22 protein-coding genes are annotated in these 19,960 nt (G+C 37.7%); 14 read left to right on the top strand and 8 right to left on the bottom strand.

The genetic code is table 11. The annotated features are described in order from the left end of the window. The first annotated feature begins 87 nt into the window (after positions 1–87). From ilvA to AC07M3_RS16565, 3 genes are all read left to right on the top strand, one after another. Positions 88–1,635, top strand: a complete 1,548-nt coding sequence (gene ilvA / locus AC07M3_RS16575; protein WP_494567753.1) for a threonine ammonia-lyase, biosynthetic — start codon at positions 88–90, stop codon at positions 1,633–1,635. Between the two features lie 145 nt (positions 1,636–1,780). After that, entirely contained in the window at positions 1,781–2,431 is a 651-nt protein-coding gene (locus AC07M3_RS16570) for a potassium channel family protein (RefSeq protein ID WP_017392252.1), read from the top strand. Positions 2,432–2,448: 17 nt separating this feature from the next. Further along, positions 2,449–3,786 (top strand): TrkH family potassium uptake protein, encoded by a 1,338-nt coding sequence (locus AC07M3_RS16565; RefSeq protein WP_494567754.1) that lies wholly within the window; start codon positions 2,449–2,451, stop codon positions 3,784–3,786. A gap of 42 nt (positions 3,787–3,828) precedes the next feature. Here AC07M3_RS16565 and AC07M3_RS16560 read toward each other — a convergent pair whose 3' ends face one another. Both AC07M3_RS16560 and AC07M3_RS16555 read right to left on the bottom strand, forming a co-directional pair. Beyond that, positions 3,829–4,980: a phospholipase A gene (locus AC07M3_RS16560; RefSeq protein ID WP_494567755.1), complete on the bottom strand. Its 1,152-nt coding sequence runs from the start codon at positions 4,978–4,980 to the stop codon at positions 3,829–3,831. A 20-nt stretch (positions 4,981–5,000) separates the two neighbouring features. Continuing rightward, the gene (locus AC07M3_RS16555; protein ID WP_494567756.1) at positions 5,001–7,940 is read right to left on the bottom strand and encodes an insulinase family protein; all 2,940 of its coding nucleotides are present in this window, start codon (positions 7,938–7,940) and stop codon (positions 5,001–5,003) included. A 381-nt stretch (positions 7,941–8,321) separates the two neighbouring features. On the opposite strand from AC07M3_RS16555, the gene AC07M3_RS16550 reads away from it, so the two are divergent. The 8 genes from AC07M3_RS16550 (at position 8,322) to AC07M3_RS16515 (ending at position 14,001) form a co-directional block, all read left to right on the top strand. Next, entirely contained in the window at positions 8,322–9,326 is a 1,005-nt protein-coding gene (locus AC07M3_RS16550) for an adenosine kinase (RefSeq protein ID WP_494567757.1), read from the top strand. Positions 9,327–9,342: 16 nt separating this feature from the next. Continuing rightward, the gene (locus AC07M3_RS16545) at positions 9,343–9,651 is read left to right on the top strand and encodes a Rieske (2Fe-2S) protein (protein ID WP_003652095.1); all 309 of its coding nucleotides are present in this window, start codon (positions 9,343–9,345) and stop codon (positions 9,649–9,651) included. Between the two features lie 25 nt (positions 9,652–9,676). Next, positions 9,677–10,285 (top strand): OB-fold-containig protein, encoded by a 609-nt coding sequence (locus AC07M3_RS16540; protein WP_003652096.1) that lies wholly within the window; start codon positions 9,677–9,679, stop codon positions 10,283–10,285. 381 nt (positions 10,286–10,666) lie between these two features. Continuing rightward, entirely contained in the window at positions 10,667–10,861 is a 195-nt protein-coding gene (cydP, locus tag AC07M3_RS16535) for a cytochrome oxidase putative small subunit CydP (protein WP_003652097.1), read from the top strand. Further along, entirely contained in the window at positions 10,861–12,447 is a 1,587-nt protein-coding gene (locus AC07M3_RS16530; RefSeq protein ID WP_494567758.1) for a cytochrome ubiquinol oxidase subunit I, read from the top strand. The genes cydP and AC07M3_RS16530 overlap by 1 nt, the downstream gene beginning before the upstream one ends. Continuing rightward, positions 12,444–13,589, top strand: coding sequence for a cytochrome d ubiquinol oxidase subunit II (gene cydB / locus AC07M3_RS16525; protein WP_133746746.1), 1,146 nt, complete (start codon positions 12,444–12,446; stop codon positions 13,587–13,589). Before AC07M3_RS16530 ends, cydB begins: the two co-directional genes overlap by 4 nt. Positions 13,590–13,599: 10 nt before the next feature. Beyond that, the gene (cydX, locus tag AC07M3_RS16520; RefSeq protein ID WP_000270276.1) at positions 13,600–13,701 is read left to right on the top strand and encodes a cytochrome bd-I oxidase subunit CydX; all 102 of its coding nucleotides are present in this window, start codon (positions 13,600–13,602) and stop codon (positions 13,699–13,701) included. Further along, positions 13,702–14,001, top strand: a complete 300-nt coding sequence (locus AC07M3_RS16515) for a cyd operon YbgE family protein (RefSeq protein WP_307011168.1) — start codon at positions 13,702–13,704, stop codon at positions 13,999–14,001. It abuts the gene before it with no gap. Between the two features lie 13 nt (positions 14,002–14,014). Here AC07M3_RS16515 and AC07M3_RS16510 read toward each other — a convergent pair whose 3' ends face one another. The 6 genes from AC07M3_RS16510 to AC07M3_RS16485 form a co-directional block, all read right to left on the bottom strand. Further along, complete coding sequence (locus tag AC07M3_RS16510) at positions 14,015–14,539, bottom strand: GNAT family N-acetyltransferase (protein WP_494567759.1); 525 nt, start codon at positions 14,537–14,539, stop codon at positions 14,015–14,017. Positions 14,540–14,617: 78 nt separating this feature from the next. Further along, the gene (locus AC07M3_RS16505) at positions 14,618–15,289 is read right to left on the bottom strand and encodes a YccT family protein (RefSeq protein ID WP_494567760.1); all 672 of its coding nucleotides are present in this window, start codon (positions 15,287–15,289) and stop codon (positions 14,618–14,620) included. A gap of 218 nt (positions 15,290–15,507) precedes the next feature. Beyond that, complete coding sequence (locus AC07M3_RS16500) at positions 15,508–16,104, bottom strand: nitroreductase family protein (protein ID WP_004643073.1); 597 nt, start codon at positions 16,102–16,104, stop codon at positions 15,508–15,510. Positions 16,105–16,291: 187 nt separating this feature from the next. Then, positions 16,292–17,404, bottom strand: a complete 1,113-nt coding sequence (ftsY, locus tag AC07M3_RS16495; protein WP_494567761.1) for a signal recognition particle-docking protein FtsY — start codon at positions 17,402–17,404, stop codon at positions 16,292–16,294. Between the two features lie 120 nt (positions 17,405–17,524). Beyond that, positions 17,525–17,851: a hypothetical protein gene (locus AC07M3_RS16490; protein ID WP_004643075.1), complete on the bottom strand. Its 327-nt coding sequence runs from the start codon at positions 17,849–17,851 to the stop codon at positions 17,525–17,527. Positions 17,852–17,949: 98 nt separating this feature from the next. Next, entirely contained in the window at positions 17,950–18,309 is a 360-nt protein-coding gene (locus tag AC07M3_RS16485) for a hypothetical protein (protein ID WP_005046658.1), read from the bottom strand. A 217-nt stretch (positions 18,310–18,526) separates the two neighbouring features. Here AC07M3_RS16485 and AC07M3_RS16480 point away from each other — a divergent pair, with 217 nt between their 5' ends. The 3 genes from AC07M3_RS16480 (at position 18,527) to AC07M3_RS16470 (ending at position 19,947) form a co-directional block, all read left to right on the top strand. Then, complete coding sequence (locus tag AC07M3_RS16480) at positions 18,527–18,760, top strand: hypothetical protein (RefSeq protein ID WP_494567762.1); 234 nt, start codon at positions 18,527–18,529, stop codon at positions 18,758–18,760. 235 nt (positions 18,761–18,995) lie between these two features. Continuing rightward, complete coding sequence (locus AC07M3_RS16475; RefSeq protein WP_056480557.1) at positions 18,996–19,370, top strand: DUF2750 domain-containing protein; 375 nt, start codon at positions 18,996–18,998, stop codon at positions 19,368–19,370. Positions 19,371–19,515: 145 nt separating this feature from the next. Further along, positions 19,516–19,947, top strand: coding sequence for a CBS domain-containing protein (locus AC07M3_RS16470; protein WP_003652114.1), 432 nt, complete (start codon positions 19,516–19,518; stop codon positions 19,945–19,947). Positions 19,948–19,960: the final 13 nt, after the last annotated feature.

Raw genomic sequence — 19,960 nt, 5'->3', positions numbered from 1 at the left:
ATTTTTTGACATTTATGCACCAATAATCGGCGCAAATGCACAGGGGTTTGCTACAATAACTTCCTATTTTAAACTGTTATAGGGAAGATGAACATGCTGTCTCGTGTGGTACGACAAATTTTACAAGCAACGGTTTATGATGTTGCAATTGAAACACCTCTCGAAGCAGCTCCACGAATTAGTCAAAAATTAAATAATATTATTCGTTTTAAACGTGAAGATTTACAGCCTGTTTTTTCTTTTAAATTACGCGGTGCCTATAACCGTATTAGCCAATTACCTAAAGAACAACTTGAACGTGGGGTAATTTGTGCATCTGCTGGTAACCATGCTCAAGGCGTAGCATTATCAGGTCAACGTTTAGGAATTCCAGCGATTATTGTCATGCCAAGTACGACTCCTGACATTAAAGTTCAAGCAGTTAAACGCTTGGGTGGTCAAGTTGTGTTACATGGCGATAGTTTTGATATAGCAAATAAATATGCGCAACAACGTGCCGAAGTTGAAGGCCTTGTATTTATTCCACCTTATGACGATGAACTTGTCATTGCGGGTCAAGGTACTATTGCAAATGAAATATTACGTCAATGGCGTGATGTAGAATATGTGTTTGTTGCTGTAGGTGGTGGTGGCCTTATTTCAGGCGTAGCGGCTTACCTTGGTGAAGTTGCACCTCACGTGAAAATTATTGGTGTTGAATATGAAGAATCTGCGTGTTTAAAAGCAGCCTTAGAAGCAAATGAGCGCGTAATCTTGCCACATGTAGGCTTGTTTGCAGATGGTACTGCCGTTGCACAAATTGGTGCTTTACCATTTGATATTATTCGTCTGCGTAAGTCTGATAATTCTGGTCCAATTGTTGACCCTGATATTGTAACTGTAAACACAGATGAAATTTGCGCAGCAATAAAAGATACCTTTGATGAAAACCGCAGCATTGTTGAACCATCTGGCGCAATGGCCCTCGCTGGTATCAAAAAATATATTACCGAACATAAAATCAGCAATAAAAACATTGTGTCGATTGTATGTGGCGCCAATATGAATTTTGACCGTCTACGTTATATTGCTGAGCGTACCGAGTTAGGTGAACAGCGTGAAGCCATTTATGCAGTGACATTACCAGAAGAAAAAGGGGCATTCTTAGGCTTCTGTCGCGCTTTACAAGGCCGTAATATTACCGAGTTTAACTACCGAGCAAACAATACAGAAGAAGCACAAGTCTTTGTTGGTATTAGCTTAAAAAGCGGTGACGCTGAGCGCCATGAAATTTTAGAACAATTAAAACAACAAAATTATGTGGTAGATGATCTATCTGATGATGAAGTTGCCAAATTACACATTCGTTATTTGATTGGCGGTCATGCAAATCTAGATGATGAAAGATTGTTCCGCGTTGAGTTCCCTGAACGTCCAGGTGCCCTCTTAACCTTCTTAACTCGTTTAGGCCCAACCCATAACATTACGCTATTCCATTACCGTAATCATGGTGCAGCAGAAGGACGTGTTTTAGTTGGCTTACAAGCGACCGATGCGAAACAAAATCCTGATGGGTTAATTGAAACTCTTGAGCAGATTAGTTATCCGTATGCAGAAATTACAAATAATGTTGGCTACAAACGTTTCTTAAAATAATCTTCAATTTTGATGAATAAGCCGACAAATTTGTCGGCTTATTCATATAATTCTTTTAATATTCCCATCATATTTACATTGCCTCTCTTTATCTCAAAGAAAATATCCTTAAAAATAAACGTCTAACTAGGAAACAAGGACCAACATGGCACAGTTTGCAGTCATTGGCTTAGGGAGTTTCGGAGCAACTGTTGCTCAAGAGCTCACAAAATTAAATCATGATGTTATTGGCATTGATACGGTAAAAAAGAATGTTGAAAATCTTGCCAACGTTTTAACTCATGCCGTCATTGCCGATGCAACCGACGAACATGTACTCGATGAACTTAATATTCAAAATTGTGATGCAGTTGTTGTAGCAATTGGTGAAGATATTGAAGCAAGTATCCTATGTGTACTGAATTTAAAAAATTTAGGTATGGACAAAGTTTGGGTAAAAGCAAAAACTAAAGCACATCACACCATTTTGTCTCATCTCAATATCAATAAAATCATTCATCCTGAAGAAGATATGGGAGTACGCGTTGCTCAAGCACTAAACTATCCAATGGTGAGTCGTTATATGTCCTTAGACGATGATCACTATATTATTAAAATTGAAATTCCAGAAAAACTTAATGGTATTAACTTATATGGCATTATGCAGCAAGCACCACAGGTCAAAACATTGCTCGTAAAAAGACAGCAGCAAATTTTGTTTGAGACCGAAGAAAATTTCACCTTGCAAACTCATGATATTCTTATTTTGGAAGGTCATTTACCGCAGTTAAAGAAACTTTCTAATTGCTTCATATAAAAAACGAAATCTAGAATATGTCTATATATCCCAAGCTCCATAAAACATTAAATTTAAGCCCTCCTTCACTCTTGGCACTGGGGTTTTTGGGCTTTATTATTTTTGGCACGTTATTACTAAAGCTACCGTTTGCCAATACAGGTCATGTGAGCTGGATGGATGCCCTCTTTACAGCAACCTCAGCAGTCACAATCACCGGTTTATCTGTTTTAAATATTCATGAGTCTTTTACCCTGTTCGGGCAAACTATTATTTTATTGCTGATTCAATCTGGTGGTTTGGGCTTTATGACTTTTGCCATATTGGCTGCACTAAGTTTGTCACCCAAAGTTGGTCTTAAACAACAAATGATGGCACAAGATAGTCTCGGACAAACGAGCCTATCAAAAGTGACTTTTGTTGCTAAGGGAGTTGTCACTTATACCCTTATTTTTGAGCTTATTGGCACAATTATTCTCACTACTGCTTTTACACCGACTTACGGCTTTGCACGTGGATTGTACTATGCGATTTTTTACAGTATCTCCTCATTTAACAATGCTGGTTTTTCATTATTTTCCAATAGCTTAATAAGTTTTCAAAGCAATTATATTATTTGTATAACTGTTAGCATACTTTATACCTTAGGTGGGCTTGGCTTTTTGGTTCTCATGGACATTAAGCAAAATAAAAAATGGAAAAAACTCACTCCCAATAGCAAGCTAATTCTTACCACTATTACAGTGATTAACCTTATTGCCTTTATTTTAATATGGGCTTTAGAAGCTCAAAACCCACATACTCTAGGAATGCTCAGTATCGGTGATCAAGCATTAAATGCTTGGTTTCAAGCCACTGTTCCACGCTCGTCAGGATTTAATACCATTGATACAGGAGCAATGACCAACAGCAGCTCCTTACTCATGATGTTGCTTATGTTCATTGGTGGTGGCTCACTTAGTACCGCAGGTGGAATTAAAGTTGGGACCTTTGTAATTTTAGTGCTCAGTGTTATTTCATTTTTACGGCGCACAGATGAAATTCGAATATTTAATCATTCAGTCTCACATGAAACGACCTATAAAGCATTAGCAGTCACTGCAATTACCAGCATACTCATTTTCATGGGATTCTTTATTATTTTGCTTTTAGAGCCTAAAGCAGACTTTATGAATTTGCTATTCGAGGTTGTTTCAGCAGCGTGTACTGTAGGGCTTTCTCGTGGAATAACGCCAGAGCTGCATAATGGTAGTTTGTTCATTTTAAGTTTGTTGATGTTTGCTGGGCGACTCGGCCCATTAACACTGGCTTATTTAATTGCCACTCCGAAAAAAAGTCGACTCAAGCACCCTCAAGCCAATATTCAAATTGGATAATAAAAATGCCGCTATAAAAGCGGCATTTTTACAAGTAAAGACTTAGTACCAATTCATGAGTGAAACACCCAAGCCCGCGTAAGTTGCTCGGTGGTTATAGTCAATTAAGCTTTCACCGTAACCATTAAACAACTGGAAGTGTCCACGCAGTTTGCCACTGATTGGGAAAGCCCAATCAAATTGAACAGCACCATGAGAATCATCACCACCTTTCAAAGAATGACGCAGCATTAAAGAGAAGTCATTTTCCTTCCACTTATAAAATGCTGTTAAATCACCACGACCAATGTAATTTTCCATATCAGGGTTATTATCATCTTTGCTGTCTTCTTCAATGCGCACCCACGGACGAAGCATCAAAGCAAAGTTACCGCGCTCTAATCCCACATTAAAGATTACGCGATTCCAGCTACGAGATAATGGATCTGAACGACCATTTGATTGGTGATTTAAAGTGACTCCAAGTAAACGACCATCTAGACCAAGCAATTCATAGTTGGTTCTAAACATTAAACTTGCTTCAGGCTCATAATTCGTTTCGCGGAAAGGACGAGACTCTTCAGCATTGAATGTCTGCCAACGTGAAGATTGTGTATAACCTACCCACAAATCTCCATTGTTGCCAAAAATATTTTCCCAAGCTTTGGTTTTTAAAGAAATCTGAAATTTACTTTCCATTGATTTCAGGTTCTGAGCTGTATGCTCTACGTTGTTTGGATTTGGGCTAGTAGGTAATTCATTTTTGTCGCTGGTCCAGAATACTGGTAACAAATAGACCGGTTGATAAGCACGGATATTCCAAACCCCTAGTTTACTCTCTTCAGACAACTCCCAACGTTGATCCAGCAAAGAAGTAGTGGGTTTAAGTTCTGGTGCTTTACCAATTATTTTGATATTACTCACTGTATCTACCACCTTCTCTTTAAATGTTTCAGGTGGAATAGCAGGTGCATCAATTTTTTTAACAGGTTCTGGTACAGCCGCAGCTTGAATAACTGGTAAAGCTGCTGGTTTAAATACAGAGTCATAACAAGCCAGACGATCGGCATTCGAAGCAAGAGCAACACATGCATCTACTGTCGCAGGGGTTACAGGTGCCAAAGTATCAGCATATGTCACAGACGCACACAAACAGCTAAGCACGATACCTATGCTTAGCTGTAAAGATGTGCGTTCAAATTGTCTGAACGCCATGTTCATCTCCAATTTTTATTTTAATTAACTTGTTGAATGATAAAACCTAATTGTTGCAATTCATCGCGTTTTGCAAATGGTGCAACTACAGCTTTTACAGGAGTTTGCTCAACTAAATATTGACGAGCAACACGTTGTAAATCTTCTAATGTTACATGCAGCAATCGGTCACGTAAGGTACGGCGGAAAGCAGGTGTTCTTGCATGCAACAATGCATAACATGCTGTGATCGCCTCACCCGCTGGTGAACCCGGTTTATCCATACTTGCAACGAGTCCAAGAATCGCTTCTTCAAGTTGATGAGGCTGTTGTTCCGTATTTAATAACCATTGCACGCTTGCTTCAAAGTCTTTAAAAGTTTCTGCTAAACGCGGGTCACGGTAACTATAGAAACGGAATGAACACGCGTTGCCATCATAACTTGCTCCGCCACCATACGCACCGCCTTTCTCACGAATGGCACTGTGTAAGAATCCATTACGTAAATAAGCTGCCAATACCATTAATGGAGCCGCATCTGGATGCGATACATCGACAGCTTGATAAGCAGAAGCACAGAACTGAACATTTGCCTGAATTAACCATGCTTCATGATTATTATCATTTGCTTGTGCTACGTGCGTTAACTCTGTTGCAGCTGGACCAACATTTAATTTATCCCAAACATTTTGGATTTCTTCAACTAAACGTTCAGACTGATGTTCTTCACATACAAGCAAGAACTGTTTAGGCGCTTGCAATAATTTAGTATGAATACGTTTTAATTCCGCAATTAGCTCATCATAAGCTGCATCATCTTGGGTAATTTTAGCAACAAGCTCACCCAACCAGTTTAATGCACCTAACCCAGTGTTTTGATAGTCACGTTGAGCCAATGCACTCATATTACGTGATGCGATTTGCATTGCATAGCTATGACCAGCGCCAGACAAACGAGACTGCCAACGTGTTTTACGCTGTTGTAAGAGCTCAATAATGCGCTCTTTCTCATCAAATCGAAGCTGCTCAAATGCTAACTTTAATAAATGAATTGCATCAAACTTCTGAGTTAAAGATTTAGTCGTTAATGTTAACCAAGCACTAATTTTATCTTTATCGTCGACTTTACTACGTAAAGAAGCGCCCATTCCTAAACCGCCACTTACAGCAGTTTGTAAGTTTTGTAGCTCAAGATAATCATATTCTCCTGCACCTACTTCGCCCATCAAGATAGAGAGCAAATTGAAATAAGGTGACATTACAATATCTTTAGGAATTTGAATGAGGACTTGTTGATAGTAAATACCATTCGTACCAGCATGATACAAGTTCAACGGCGTATCCATGCGATTGCAAAGAATTTCGCGTAATTGACCCTGCACAATATGCAAGTCAGCAGGCACGTCTTCCAAACCTACTTTTGGTAATAGATCAAGGTTATCTGGAGTATCCTGACGTTCCTCTAAAGCCTTGGTATTAGCGATAATTTCAGCCTTATCAGCATCAGTTAGCTTTTCACCAATAGCAGCTAAACGTGCTTTTTCTGCCTCTTGCTCTTTTACAGATTTTGTTGGGTCTGGAACTAAAGTCATCTGAACACGATGAGGGTTGTCTAGCAAATGTGTTTGAATCAGATTTGATAACCACATTGGGTCTTTCAATTCTTCTTTAACTTGCGCAATTGCGCTGTCAACGTCCCAAATTTGAATTGGGTCATTGTGGTGAATCGCACCGCTTAAGCCATTTAAAATTAGACTTAAACCATATGGTGTACCATCACCATTGATTTCACGTTGATGTAATTCAATTTGATGTAAAATTGCATCGACTAAATCGCTATCAATTGGTTTTGCAGCGACATCACTTAAAACATTTAAAACGCCATCTTTAAAGGTTTCAGCATGCTCAGGGTTTGAACCTTGAACACCACAATAGAACGTCATTTCAAAGTTACTGTCATCTACACCCATTAATGGACCGGTTGATTGAGCATATCCGCAAGTTTCTAGGTAATGGCGCAGTGGTGAAGCTGAATTTTCTAATAAAATTCCTTCAACTAAACGCATTCCCAAACGCAATTTAACATCGTTTGCTTCAGGTAATAACCAAGATAAGACATGATAAGTTTTATCTTTTAAATCGTCGCTATCAACACCATAGTTTTCTGTTACTTCAATTGGCGCCGCTAAACGTTTTTCAGGCTTAGAATATAAAGTTGTACCCGCAGAAAACTTATTTAGAGCGAGTTTTTCAAATTGCTCTTGTAACTCATAAGCTGTTTGATTACCAAAGGTCATAAACACCGCATTACTTGGATGGTAATGAGTCTTATAAAACTCGACTAACTGCTCATACGTTAAATCAGGAATATCTTTTGGATCGCCACCTGAATTGTAATGGTAGGTTGTTTCAGGAAATAAATGATGAGCCAACTGGTGATAAAGTTGGTCAGACGGCGCACTCATGGCACCCTTCATTTCATTAAAGACCACACCTTTATAAACAGGTTGCCCATTTTCAAGTTCAATGCGAATACCTTCTTGAGCAAAATCAAGCGGATTCAAATTAGCAGCAAATGCCGCATCAAGATAAACAGAAAGTAAGTTTTGGAAATCTTTTTTATTTTGAGTAGCAAATGGATATGCGGTCCAATCTGCTGCTGTAAATGCGTTCATGAACGTATTTAAAGAACGACGAATCATTAAAAAGAACGGATCACGTACCGGAAACTTTTCAGATCCACACAAAGCTGTATGTTCTAAAATATGCGCAGTGCCTTTAGAGTCCATAGGCTGTGTTCTAAAAGCAACAAGAAATACATTTTCATCATAATCAGTTGCCAAGTGATAATGCACCGCACCTGTCACTTTATGCTTATATTCAGATACTAAAATATCTAATGCTTCAACATGGTGCTGACGTAGCAACTGAAACGCAGGGTGAACAGTTTGAGAAATGGTTTCAGTGACATCTACAGTCATGTGATCTCCTAACATATCGGATAAGTGAATAAGTCTCATTATAGCCTGAGTCAGCTTGAGATTGGCGAACAAAAGCCAAGTAAAATACTATGTTTTTGTTGGGTATTAGTTTTCAAGGGCACAGCTTTGATATCAAGCACATAGCCATGAATGTTTTATCCTAACAGAATGAAAGCTTTTAATTCTATGTATATGATAGACATTGAATAAAAAAGCTTATCAATTTTATCTCAATGACCTATCCTCTGATCTAAAGAATATTCAGACAATAATATTTCTCCACTTATCTTTGAATTAACTGAATTTTATTCAACAAACTACAGCAAATCCAAGCAATGGTGTAAACTTAGCTACCTGATTTTTTTATTTGTGACAACACATATGGCAACTGTAGATCTTTTTGCAATTGGTAATGCATTAATCGACCAAGAATTTAAAGTGTCTGATGATTTTCTTAATCAACAAGGCCTGCAAAAAGGCACAATGCAGTTGTCCGATGGTGACACTCAATCTGCTCTTTATGCAGAGTTAAAACAGCATCAAGACTACAAGGGTCAAGCAAGTGGCGGTTCTGCAGCAAATACGACTGTAGCTTTTAGTGCATTAGGTGGAAGCGCTTTTTATGGTTGCCGTGTTGGTCATGACGATTTAGGTGCGATCTACCTACAAGGTCTAAATGAAGCTGGCATCCAGACCACACCAAAATCGATCAGTGAAGGCGTAACCGGTACCTGTATGGTATTAATTAGCCCTGACTCTGAACGCACTATGCACACCTATTTGGGTATTACTGCTGAACTTTCTCAAGATCAAATCGACTTTGAACCATTAAAAACAGCAAAGTGGCTTTATATTGAAGGTTATCTTTCTACAAGTGAAACGGCTCGTAAAGCTGTAAAACAAGCAAGAGAAATTGCAAAAGCAAATGGCGTTAAAATTGCCCTCTCTCTTTCAGATCCTGCCATGGTGCAATACGCTCGTGAAGGCTTGGAAGAGCTCATGGATGATGGCGTAGACTTACTATTTTGTAATGAGCAAGAAGCTTTAATGTATACCAATACAACTTCTGTAGAAGATGCTCTTACTCAATTACGTTTTAAAAATCATACTGTAGTCATTACACAAAGTGCCAAAGGTGCTTTAGTTTCTAACCCAACTCAGCACTTCCATGTTGCGGGTCGTCATGTGGAAGCAGTTGATACAAATGGTGCTGGCGATGCATTTGCAGGCGCATTCCTTTATGCCCTAAATTATCATCAAGATTTGAATGCTGCGGCTCAGTTAGCCATCTTAATTTCGAGTGAAGTAGTCTCTCAATTCGGACCACGTTTAGCTGTAAATGATTATGCTAAACTTCTTGAAAATTTTCAGAAGGAATGTGCTTGAAATGGAAAGGATCTGTATGACGGAAGAAGTTCCTGAGCGTGAAGCTAGAGCTTTTGACACTTTACAAGGAACTACTATTTTCGTTACGCAACGTGACGGTGCATTCTATGCTTATCAGAATTTATGCCCTCACCTACAAACTGAGCTTGAATATTTAGAAAATCAATTTCTCGATCAAGACCAAGAATACATCCAGTGCTCTACTCATGGTGCTTTATTTACTGTGGAAACAGGCGAATGTATTTCAGGGCCATGTTTAGGTGATTTTTTAAACAAAGTTGAGCTTAAAGTACATTCAGATGGCGGTATCTATATCGTAGACTGAAGCTATAAACATTAGAGTTTCTGCCATGGCTGATTTCTTTTTCAATTATTATCTTATGCCATTTCACTTAAGTGTAGTGGCTTTGATATTGCTCAGCGTGGTAGAAACCATTGGTATGTATATTGGACTCCGTCCAAGTCAGTTACTTAAAAAAATTGCACCGGATTGGCTTTCTAACTCACCACTACTTAATGTTAAATTTTCTAAAGCTCTAATTTTCGTTTTTTTACTCATCAATTTCAGTTATGCAGGTTACTTTTTACAACTCTCTTTCTTCGCAATACAGCATTATTTTATTTCACCATTTTATTTAATCGTCCCAGCACTTGTGATCGCAATCTTTTTTACTGTGTTCATGATTCATTGCCTTGACCAAGTGATTAAGCCGAAGCTTACACATACCAACTATAACCTTTTAGGGCGATTAGCGACTATTTCCAGTGGTAATGCCAGACCAGGTTTTTCTGCTCAAGCACGCGTACGTGATGAATTTGGTCAACTTCACTATGTTCAAGTAGAACCAGAATATGGTGAACTCGAATTATATTCCCAAGTCATTCTTGTCAAAGTACATAAAAGCCATTATGTAGCCAAAAAAATCTCTATCTCAAACGATCTTTTCGCACCCGATTAATCCTTAATAATTCTTTTAATCCATTATTGCTTTTTTGCAGGCTTTATTACGGCCTTATTTTATTATTTTCTTTTTTAATTAATTATTTATTATCCCGACTATTTTAGTTAGAAATAAAATTAACAAATATTATATACAACCATTTTAGTCGGAATTAAATTCAAAACAAACCATTTTAATCAACTTAATAATTTTATTTACAAGTGTTTTAGTAGGAATTAATAATCAATTCAAACCATTTTAGTATAGTATTATTTTTCAAATATTAAATATTTGTTTTTTATAAATTAATTATTTAAATATCCATTTAAAATATATTTATTGTTTATTTTTATTATATTTTGATTAATAATAAAATTAATATCAAATGAGGTTTAATTAATGAGCCTTAATTTTCAAAATCTTAATAGTCGTTTAATTAAAGAAATCACTATTATTCTAATAATAAAAATAGTGCTTCTTTTAACGATTAAACATATTTGGTTTGATGCTCCCACCATCCCCAAAAATTTTGACAATCAGGTCGCCGAGCATATTGCTGGCGATAACATTTCCAACATTAAGGAGACACGTTGATGATTTCTGAAAGCGTGGTTGATCTTTCGCGGTTTCAATTTGCAATGACTGCAATGTATCACTTTCTTTTCGTCCCTTTAACTTTAGGTTTGGCATTTATCCTTGCCATCATGGAAACCACCTATGTCATTTCCGGTAAAGAAATTTACAAGGATATGACTAAATTTTGGGGAAAATTATTTGGTATTAACTTTGCGTTAGGGGTAACGACTGGCTTAACCATGGAGTTCCAGTTTGGAACGAACTGGGCTTATTACTCACATTATGTTGGTGATATTTTTGGTGCACCATTAGCCATTGAAGGCCTGATGGCTTTCTTCCTTGAGTCGACCTTTATTGGTTTATTCTTCTTTGGATGGGACCGTTTAACTAAGGTTCAGCATCTAGGTGTAACATGGTTAGTTGCGCTAGGTTCTAACATGTCTGCTTTATGGATCTTGGTTGCAAATGGATGGATGCAAAACCCAGTAGGTGCTGCGTTCAACTTTGAAACTATGCGTATGGAACTAGTCGATTTCGGCGCGCTTATCTTTAACCCCGTAGCTCAAGTTAAATTTGTACACACTGTATCTGCGGGCTATGTAACTGGTGCGATTTTCGTACTTGCCATCTCAAGCTACTACTTGCTTAAAAAACGTGATCTTCCTTTCGCACGTCGTTCATTTGCAATTGCTGCAATTTTCGGTCTTGCATCTACACTTTCAGTGATTTTACTCGGTGATGAATCTGGCTATGAATTAGGTGATGTTCAAAAAACCAAATTGGCTGCAATTGAAGCTGAATGGGATACTCACCCTGCTCCAGCTCCATTTACTTTATTTGGTATACCGAACCATGAAGAAATGCGGACAGATTATGCAGTTAAAATTCCATATGCATTGGGTTTAATTGCAACCCGTTCAACAACCAAAGAAGTTACTGGGCTTAAAGATCTCATGCAGCAGCACGAAGTTCGTATTCGCAACGGTATGCTTGCCTATGCTGAACTTGAAAAATTACGTGCGGGTGATCGCTCACCAGAGTTATTAGCTTCGTTTGAAAAAAAACAAAAAGATTTAGGTTATGGCCTACTTCTTAAGAAATATGCACCAAATGTAGTTGATGCAAATGAGCAAAATATTAAAGCTGCTGTAAAAGATACTGTTCCAAATGTTACAGCACTATTTTTCTCTTTCCGTGCAATGGTTGCATCTGGCTTCTTAATGCTACTACTTTTCATTTTAGCAACTTGGGCTGTAGCAAAAAGAAATGCTGAAAATAAACCTTGGCTCCTGAAATATGCATTGTTTGCCTTGCCACTTCCTTGGATCGCTGCGCAAACTGGTTGGTATGTAGCTGAGGGTGGCCGCCAACCGTGGTCTATTGGTGAAATTTTACCAACACACCTATCTACGTCTAGTTTAAGTAGTGGGGATGTATGGGGTTCGATTCTTGCACTAGCAGCGTTCTATACCGCACTTTTAATTATTGAAATGTACTTAATGATCAAGTTTGCTCGTCTAGGGCCAAGCTCTCTGCACACTGGTAAATATCATTTTGAAAAGCAAGAACCAAAAGCAGCTGTTAATGGGGAGGCCTTATCATGATTGAATATGAACTATTAAAAATCATTTGGTGGGTGTTAGTTGGTGTACTTCTGATCGGCTTTGCTCTCACTGATGGTTTCGATATGGGTTCCATGGCTCTCATGCCTTTCGTTGGGAAAACTGATAACGAACGACGTGCGGCCATTAACACGATCGCTCCTCACTGGGATGGCAATCAGGTTTGGTTTATTACAGCAGGTGGTGCATTATTTGCTGCATGGCCAATGGTATATGCTGTAGCTTTCTCTGGTATGTATTGGGCATTACTACTGGTTTTATTCGCCCTTTTCTTGCGACCAGTCGGCTTTGATTATCGTTCCAAACTTGAAAACACTAAATGGCGTAATTCTTGGGACTGGGGCCTATGCATTGGCGGTGCTGTTCCAGCGCTTGTGTTCGGTGTAGCCTTTGGTAATTTGTTTCTAGGCTTACCTTTTGGTTTAGATGACACTTTACGCTCTGAATATACTGGCAGCTTTTTTGCTCTTTTAAATCCGTTTGCATTAGTTTGCGGTATTGTCAGTCTTTCAATGCTCTGTGCCCACGGCGGTGCATGGCTCATGTTGCGTACAGACGATGCTTTAAAGCAACGCTCTGCAAAAGCAACTCAGATTATGGCAATGATATTTCTAGCTTGTTTTCTTGTTATTGGAGCATGGCTGTATTTTGGTCAAATACCCGGTTATAGCTATGCAGTAGCCATTGATCCAAATGCTGCACTCAACCCTTTAGCAAAAGAGGTCGTTACCAATAGCAACCCAGGTTGGATGAACAATTACAGTACCTATCCAATTACTAAAGTTGCCCCAGTTCTTGCAATATTAGGCGCAATCATTGCAATTATTGCAGCTTCAAAAGCAAAAGCAGGCTTAAGTTTCACTGGTACAAGTTTAATGATTGTAGGAGCAATTTTAACCGCAGGTTTTGCACTATTCCCGTTCTTGCTTCCATCTAGTATTAATCCTAATTCTAGCTTGACGATGTGGGATGCTGTGTCAAGCCATCTTACTTTAGGCGTTATGACTGTAGCTGCTGGCATTTTTGTACCACTCATTTTGATCTATACCAGTTGGTCTTATTACAAAATGTGGGGAGTCATTACCAACAAACACATCGAGTCAAACTCGCATAGCTTGTATTAAGGAGAAGCAAATGTGGTATTTCGCATGGATCCTTGGCATTTTGATGGCATGTTTTGCAGGTGTACTCAGTGCACTTTATATCGAGCACCATCAAAACTTAGATGAGGAATAAATCATGGCAAAAGCAATGACAGCATCAAATCATCGAAAAGTTCAAGCATTCGCAATGGCCCTTTCATTTCTGTTGGCATTGCCTCTTGCTGCAATTTTGCTGGTTTACCCTTCACTCATGTTAGATGCAAACGGACACTATAATCATAGTCAACTCATGTTGGTGATGATCGGTATTTCTGGTGGCTTTATTTATGGAGTGGGTTTTGTACCAAACTTCTGGTTATGGAAATGGTTGTTTAGTCCATGGTTAGCATGGCCTCTCATGCTTTTAGGCTATTACATCTGGTTTCTAACCTAAATGAAAAAAGACCTCATTTGAGGTCTTTTTTCATTTCAATCAATTTAATAGGTACCATTGGTACCCCTACATTTGCTTCAACTGGATATGCCTGTTCATTACCCGTTTTCACATATCCACGTCTTTCATAATAAGCAATCAACTCTGAACGTACATCTAGCACATACATTACGGCATTGACCAGACAAGGAACTTCTTTCAATGCATATTGCTCCGCATATTCTAAAACAGAGCGACCCATTCTCATATTTTGAACATGAGGATCTATACAGAACGTCCCAACCTCAACCTGATTGTTTTCAAATGTAAGTCCAATGCATGCAACAATTTTGGAAGAGTTAGTTTCCCCTACCAATAATGTCGAATTCGAAAGTTGTAGCTGTTCTTCTAATTGGTGCTCTGTAATACGTTGCCCTTTTACAAATTCAAGCTCAGTTGTCCAACTTCTGCCTTGTTGTTCTCGATAAGACTTATTAATTAAATCTACGAGCTGTGGAATATCAGCGAATTGAGTTAAACGAAAATTTAAATTAATCATAAAATATACTTAGGCTATTTATAAAAATTCTAAAAATAAAGCTGATATTAAATCGGCTTTATTTTAAATAGCAATTGATTAATTTGATTGTTCAGCTAACCATGCCATAAATTTTTGACGCTCAGCTTTAGAAGCTTTCTGCCAAGTTTCTACCAAACGCTGATCATTGGTTTGTGCCACACCAGTTACTGGCATAGATGTTGGAGTGGGTACCACAACTTGAGTAGATGCAGGTTTGGCCGATGCATACACTGCTTCAGGCTGTGGTTTAGATGATTTAGTCGTGAAGTCAGTTACTTTACCCAACAAGCCAGTTGCAAACCATGGTTTTGCTTCATTGTTTGCGCCCGTTTGTTTCACAATTAATTCATTATTTGCACTGTACAAAGCAACTGTTGGTTGTTCAGCATATTTTTTCGCATTTTCAAAGTCCTTAGGGACATCTACCATTGAAAGTTTATAAGTTTTCCCATCTTGCAATGCAGGTGTTTGAATTGTGACTACACCAGATTTAACAATGTCATGCTCGCCATTTAAATGTTCAAAATATTCTTGATATCGTACGCTTAAGCTGGTTTCACCCGCATCGACTTTATAGTTATTTTTAGATGAACGAAATAACCCAGAATTGACTTCTTGACCATTTACCGCAAGGATTACAATTTCCTCTGGTGCTGTAATTGTAACTGCTGAAAATACTGAACCACTGAGTAATAAACCAATTGCAGCAACACCTAATCTTAAAGTCATCTGTTTCTTTCTCTGTATTTGATAAGCTATTAAATCATGAGCAATATGCAATATGATTGTGACTATTTTATGACAGTGCAGTTATTGGCTAATTTTCAGATTTATTATTTTTAAAATATATATTTGAATTTCATCAGTTTCCGTTTTATTTAGTCATTGCATTAATTCTCAAAACGTAAAAAAAGAGCACCTAAATAGGTGCTCTTTTTAACTTTCAATTAGTTGAAAGTTTTGAAACGATCAGCATCATTAATAAATGCTTTTTCGCCTGCTGGTGCTTCAACTGAACCAAATACTAATTGAGCACGTAATTTCCAAGTTGCAGGCACATCAAATGCTTCAGCTGCTTCAGCATCAACAATCGGGTTATAGTGCTGCAAAGATGCTCCTAAACCAAGCTCTGAAAGCGCAGTCCAAGTTGCAAATTGAGCAATCGCACTTGAATGTTCAGACCATACTGGGAAGTTATCTGCATATAATTCGAATTGCTCTTGTAAATTTTTAACAACAGCTTGGTCTTCATAAAATAAAACCGTACCAGCACCCGCTACAAAGCTATCAATTTTTGTGTTTGTACCAGCAAAAGCTTCTGCAGGAACAATTTTACGTAATGCTTCACGAACTAAATTCCAGAATTTAGCATGAGATTCACCATATAATGTCACCACACGTGAAGATTGCGAGTTAAAAGCTGAAGGGCTATGTTTAACCGCCTCACGAATTGTCTCTTCAATTTTAGTGCGATCTAATGCAACATTTTTACCAATTGCATAAATAGTACGACGGTTTTTAATTTTATCTAAGAAAGTAGACATTTTGTTATTTCCTACCTATTTGATTGACCATGGGCCGTTGTTTGGGAATGAATACAGTGTATTGAACTCATTTTTTATAATCAGCATTAAAAATATGACAGTTCGTTTTATTTTCGCAACAATAAAAAAAGATATAGATATAAAAAAGCTTCACCATTTAGTGAAGCTTTTTATTGCTGACAACCAATTATTTATCAGTTTCAAACAGCGCAGCGACAAATGATTTAGCCGAGAATGGTCTTAAATCATCAATTTTTTCACCAACACCAATAAAACGAATTGGCACATGAGTACGGCTTGCAATATTAAAGAGCACGCCCCCTTTCGCAGTTCCATCTAACTTGGTAATTGTAATACCAGTTAAACCCACAGTCTGGTCAAACTCTTGCACTTGGTTAATCGCGTTTTGCCCTGTACCAGCATCTACGACTAACATAATTTCATGAGGTGCAGTCGCATCAATTTTTTGCATAACGCGCTTAACTTTTTTAAGTTCTTCCATCAGGTTGCTTTTATTATGTAAACGACCTGCTGTATCTGCGATTAATACATCAATTCCCTTAGCACGAGCACTCTCAAAAGCATCAAAAATAACAGAGGCACTATCAGCTCCGTGACCTTGGGCTACAACTGCGATATCGTTACGTTCACCCCAGATTTGTAATTGCTCTGTCGCTGCAGCACGGAATGTATCACCAGCAGCCAACATCACTTTTTTACCTTCACCTTGCAAACGTTTCGCTAATTTACCAATAGTTGTGGTTTTACCAACACCATTTACCCCAACCATTAAAATCACATAGGGTGATTTGTTAGGGTCAATATGCAAAGGCTTAACACGTGGAGCCAACAAAGCAACCAACTCTTCTTGTAAAGCTTTATAAAGAGAGTGGGAATAGATCAAATCACCACGAGCAGTTCGCTCTGTTAAATTGGTAATGATCGTTTTAGTTGCCTCAACACCAATGTCTGCAACTAATAATTGCTCTTCGACTTCTTCGAGTAATTCATCGTCAATTTCCTTTCCACCGATCAGAATATTGACCATTCCATCAGCGAAATTACGACGAGTTTTGGTTAAGCCCTCTTTCATCCGGCCAAAAAAACCAGATTTTGGTTGTTCAACCGCTGTTTCTGTTGAAGCCGATTCAACTTTGGCTACTTGAATGTTTTCTTGTGATTTAATAGCAGATTCAACGATGGGAACATCGATAGCAGGTAAATTAGGTAATGTGACATCGTCATCACCGATCTCAGCATCTATCAAGAATTTATTTTGCATATTCGATTGTTGCTCCATGCGGATTCCTTGAAAAGCAGCGCGTTTAAAAAGAGAAAGTTTAGCATAAATTCAAAATTTTGCCTGCCACAATAGTGCTCAAAAAGCTTTGGAAACCAAGATTTAGCCTGATTAACCCAATTACTGAGTATCTTCCTGAGCGAGTGCCGGATATTGCTTAATATGAGCACCCTCAAATTGGTAAGCATGCATTAACTTTAAATACTCAGCTCGATGAATTTCTGACTGAGCTATAAGCAACTCAGCCATGTCTTGAGTTCTTGGATAAGTAGCCTGATGAGAAAGTTGTACAATTCGTTGATATTGATCCGGACTAATAGGCCGAAGTAATGCTAAATATGACAGCACAAAAATACAGCCAATGACAATAACCACAAACAGGTTAAAACATTGATCAACTTTTAACTCAGACTTTAATTTAAGAAAATTTTGTTTGAATATGAGCATGACCTACCTCGAATTAGTGTAGTGTAGGGTTCAATGCACATAAGCACAAGATCAAACATCCAGTAAGGTTAATAATCGTACCTTACTGGATAGTATGCTTAACTTATTAGTGAACGAATGACAGAAAAGTATAAAATTGCCGCAATAATCACTAAGACTAAAAACATAGCAAAAATACTTAACCCTTCTTCTGCATCTGCTGGATGCAACTCATCTTCATCAGCAATTTTTCGAAGCTCCCCATCATAAACTTGATAAAACCAGTTTTTTTGGGTGGGTTCTAAATGTCCTGCAAAATCAAATACCCTTTTGCGCTGCGCAAGACAATAATCCCCTAAATGGATTTCCTGATGAAAGATAGCTTCATCTAATAATTTACGGTGATAATGGGCCAGTTCTATGATTTGTTCCTCTTTAGGCGGAGTATCAAAAACAAAGCCATCGATTGTATTTGTCATATTTTATTCTCCTTGTCTTTTATTCTCATATTGATTTTAATCAAAATTATTTGTGAATAATGTTTAATCATGTATCCTAATAGTGAACTAAGCGATATGCACTAATAGTTGACAAATCCATCAATTTGTAATATTAGTTTAATAATTCTAAGTTAAATTAATTTAAAGGCAGTGGCCTTTAGAAAAAAGTAATCATAATTACAATAAGGAGTTTTCTATGATTCAACGTATCTCTCATCATGATTTAGAACATGCATATGCAACTGCAGTAAACACAATTCATTCTCAAATGAACTTTCAAGATGCAGTTACACAGTTAGAAGAAGTTGCTCGCGCTGGGCACGGTAAAGCTGCTCTATTCTTAGCAGAATTGTATTATCAAGGTTTCCGTGTTGAACGTGACTCACTTAAAGCACAATATTGGCAAAAGTTAGCCACAATGCAAGCATAAAGAAACGTCACTTAGGTGGCGTTTTTTTTATGCCTGTAAAAAGTCCAATACAAATTTTAATAAACTAGGCACTTTGTTTGCCTTACGCTTCGCCAAAGCTTTAGTCGCTTTGTCTGGCTCAGGTGGCCTTTTTTTAGCTGTGAATATTTGTTTACGATTTGATACCTGTTTAAACTGAAATGTCATCTATTTTTTCTATAATAAGCAAGACAAGTTAAGAACCATTAAATTGACAATGAATAGTTTAAGCAATCTACAACCGGTTTCAAAAGACTTGATGATTAAGATTTATATTTTAAGAACCATGATGTACTGCGGAGTTCTTTGGGGATTATTTCATCAAGGTTGGGCAATTAAATCGGATCAGGAAGATTTTATTTTTCCTTTCTGGCTCAATGGATTGCAAGCTCACCGCTACGCCAAAGAACATTGGCCACATTACAAACCAAGAAGAATCACCCCCAAAGATTTTCATGAATCTTTATTACCCACATTAACCAGACTCAACGTTACACCAGCTTTGTTTAATTCTTCTCACAGGAAGTTGAAATTATCTACTCAGCAAATGCATCATTTCTTTTTTAAACATCCGAACTGGCAAGAAGCCTAAAGTTTTCTTTAGGTTCTTAACCACTATATAGAATGCTTTTTGAACGCTTGAGTGTAAAACTTGTATTTGAATGACTATCAAGTCTTTGCATTTTTATAAAATCAAGCTAATTTAAAACAAAATGATAAAACACGGGATAGAAGAAATGACAATCGTTGCACAAGTAATCAAAAACAAATCAGAGCAAGATATTTTTACAATTTCTCCAGAAGCCACTGTCCTTGAAGCCATTAAAATCATGGCTGATAAAGGAATCGGTGCATTAGTCGTAGCCGATGGTGAAAAAGTTGTCGGAATTTTATCTGAACGTGACTACACGCGCAAAGTGACGCTTATGGAACGTTCTTCATATAGCACTACAGTCGCTGAAATTATGACATCTAAAGTACTTACTGTGAGTCTAAACAACACAGTTGAAGAGTGTTTACAGTTAATGACAGATCGCCACTTACGTCATTTACCAGTATTGGACAATGAAAAATTAGTTGGTTTTATCTCTATTGGTGACTTGGTAAAAGCAGCAATGGAAGATCAGAAAAACTTAATTGAACAGTTAAAGCAGTATATCTCTGGGTAATGCTTTGAAATAA

It is taken from the genome of Acinetobacter sp. GW821-FHT09D10 (genome assembly GCF_059416285.1).
Note: the sequence above shows the minus strand (reverse complement) of the source record. Positions and strands in the feature narration are given on the sequence as shown.

Coding starts and splice junctions, on each gene's coding strand:
- ilvA (WP_494567753.1), top strand. CDS start 88: ATGAACATGCTGTCTCGTGTGGTACGACAAATTTTACAAGCAACGGTT.
- AC07M3_RS16570 (WP_017392252.1), top strand. CDS start 1,781: ATGGCACAGTTTGCAGTCATTGGCTTAGGGAGTTTCGGAGCAACTGTT.
- AC07M3_RS16565 (WP_494567754.1), top strand. CDS start 2,449: ATGTCTATATATCCCAAGCTCCATAAAACATTAAATTTAAGCCCTCCT.
- AC07M3_RS16560 (WP_494567755.1), bottom strand. CDS start 4,980: ATGGCGTTCAGACAATTTGAACGCACATCTTTACAGCTAAGCATAGGT.
- AC07M3_RS16555 (WP_494567756.1), bottom strand. CDS start 7,940: ATGACTGTAGATGTCACTGAAACCATTTCTCAAACTGTTCACCCTGCG.
- AC07M3_RS16550 (WP_494567757.1), top strand. CDS start 8,322: ATGGCAACTGTAGATCTTTTTGCAATTGGTAATGCATTAATCGACCAA.
- AC07M3_RS16545 (WP_003652095.1), top strand. CDS start 9,343: ATGACGGAAGAAGTTCCTGAGCGTGAAGCTAGAGCTTTTGACACTTTA.
- AC07M3_RS16540 (WP_003652096.1), top strand. CDS start 9,677: ATGGCTGATTTCTTTTTCAATTATTATCTTATGCCATTTCACTTAAGT.
- cydP (WP_003652097.1), top strand. CDS start 10,667: ATGAGCCTTAATTTTCAAAATCTTAATAGTCGTTTAATTAAAGAAATC.
- AC07M3_RS16530 (WP_494567758.1), top strand. CDS start 10,861: ATGATTTCTGAAAGCGTGGTTGATCTTTCGCGGTTTCAATTTGCAATG.
- cydB (WP_133746746.1), top strand. CDS start 12,444: ATGATTGAATATGAACTATTAAAAATCATTTGGTGGGTGTTAGTTGGT.
- cydX (WP_000270276.1), top strand. CDS start 13,600: ATGTGGTATTTCGCATGGATCCTTGGCATTTTGATGGCATGTTTTGCA.
- AC07M3_RS16510 (WP_494567759.1), bottom strand. CDS start 14,539: ATGATTAATTTAAATTTTCGTTTAACTCAATTCGCTGATATTCCACAG.
- AC07M3_RS16505 (WP_494567760.1), bottom strand. CDS start 15,289: ATGACTTTAAGATTAGGTGTTGCTGCAATTGGTTTATTACTCAGTGGT.
- AC07M3_RS16500 (WP_004643073.1), bottom strand. CDS start 16,104: ATGTCTACTTTCTTAGATAAAATTAAAAACCGTCGTACTATTTATGCA.
- ftsY (WP_494567761.1), bottom strand. CDS start 17,404: ATGGAGCAACAATCGAATATGCAAAATAAATTCTTGATAGATGCTGAG.
- AC07M3_RS16490 (WP_004643075.1), bottom strand. CDS start 17,851: ATGCTCATATTCAAACAAAATTTTCTTAAATTAAAGTCTGAGTTAAAA.
- AC07M3_RS16485 (WP_005046658.1), bottom strand. CDS start 18,309: ATGACAAATACAATCGATGGCTTTGTTTTTGATACTCCGCCTAAAGAG.
- AC07M3_RS16480 (WP_494567762.1), top strand. CDS start 18,527: ATGATTCAACGTATCTCTCATCATGATTTAGAACATGCATATGCAACT.
- AC07M3_RS16475 (WP_056480557.1), top strand. CDS start 18,996: ATGAATAGTTTAAGCAATCTACAACCGGTTTCAAAAGACTTGATGATT.
- AC07M3_RS16470 (WP_003652114.1), top strand. CDS start 19,516: ATGACAATCGTTGCACAAGTAATCAAAAACAAATCAGAGCAAGATATT.